Here is a 1,192-nt window from a genome sequence, read left to right as displayed (position 1 = left end):
ATGGCGAAGGAAAAATTTGAACGTAAGAAGCCGCACGTAAACGTGGGTACGATTGGTCACGTAGACCATGGTAAGACGACATTGACAGCAGCTATTACAACGATTATGGCGAAGAAGTATGGTGGTACAGCGAAGGCGTACGATCAAATTGATGCTGCGCCAGAAGAAAGAGAGCGTGGGATTACGATTTCTACGGCACACGTTGAATATGAATCAGCGAGTAGACATTATGCGCACGTAGATTGCCCAGGACATGCTGACTATGTTAAGAACATGATTACTGGTGCTGCGCAAATGGACGGAGCGATACTGGTAGTATCAGCTGCTGATGGTCCTATGCCGCAAACGAGGGAACACATTCTATTGTCTCGCCAGGTAGGTGTTCCATATATTGTTGTGTTCATGAACAAAGCGGATATGGTTGATGATCCTGAATTGTTAGAATTGGTAGAAATGGAAGTGCGTGATTTGCTAAGCAGTTACGATTTCCCAGGGGATGACATACCTATTGTTGTTGGTTCTGCGCTAAAAGCATTGGAAGGCGAAGACAGTGACATAGGGGTTAAGGCTATTGAGAAACTGGTTGAGACAATGGATTCTTATATTCCTGAGCCAGTCAGAAACATAGACAAGCCATTTTTGTTACCGATTGAAGACGTATTTTCAATTTCTGGACGCGGAACAGTGGTCACTGGCCGTGTTGAGAGCGGAATTGTTAAAGTTGGTGAGGAAGTTGAAATTGTTGGAATAAGAGACACCCAAAAGACGACTTGTACTGGTGTCGAGATGTTCCGTAAATTACTTGATGAAGGTCGAGCTGGTGACAACGTTGGGGTGTTGTTACGTGGTACGAAGCGAGACGAAGTGGAGCGAGGACAGGTATTGGCGAAGCCAGGTACCATCAAGCCACACACCAAGTTTGAAGCAGAAGTTTACGTGTTATCCAAGGAAGAAGGTGGACGACATACTCCATTCTTTAATGGTTACCGCCCACAGTTCTATTTCAGAACCACTGACGTGACAGGTACCTGTGACCTGCCATCAGGAGTTGAAATGGTAATGCCTGGAGATAATGTGCAATTAGTTGTTAGCTTGCATGCTCCGATTGCGATGGATGAAGGCTTAAGATTCGCAATTAGAGAGGGTGGCCGAACAGTTGGCGCCGGTGTAGTCGCTAAAATAATCGAGTAAA

At 45.6% G+C, this 1,192-nt stretch carries 1 protein-coding gene; it reads left to right on the top strand.

The genetic code is table 11. From position 1 onward, the window contains the following. The gene (gene tuf, locus CC34_RS0110125; RefSeq protein WP_010946066.1) at positions 1-1,191 is read left to right on the top strand and encodes an elongation factor Tu; all 1,191 of its coding nucleotides are present in this window, start codon (positions 1-3) and stop codon (positions 1,189-1,191) included. Position 1,192 lies beyond the last annotated feature (1 nt).

This window comes from Legionella pneumophila subsp. fraseri (genome assembly GCF_000586315.1).
GTDB classification, from domain to species: Bacteria; Pseudomonadota; Gammaproteobacteria; order Legionellales; family Legionellaceae; genus Legionella; species Legionella pneumophila_B.
The sequence above is the reverse complement of the archived record's forward strand: the minus strand, read 5'-3'. Positions and strand labels throughout refer to the sequence as shown.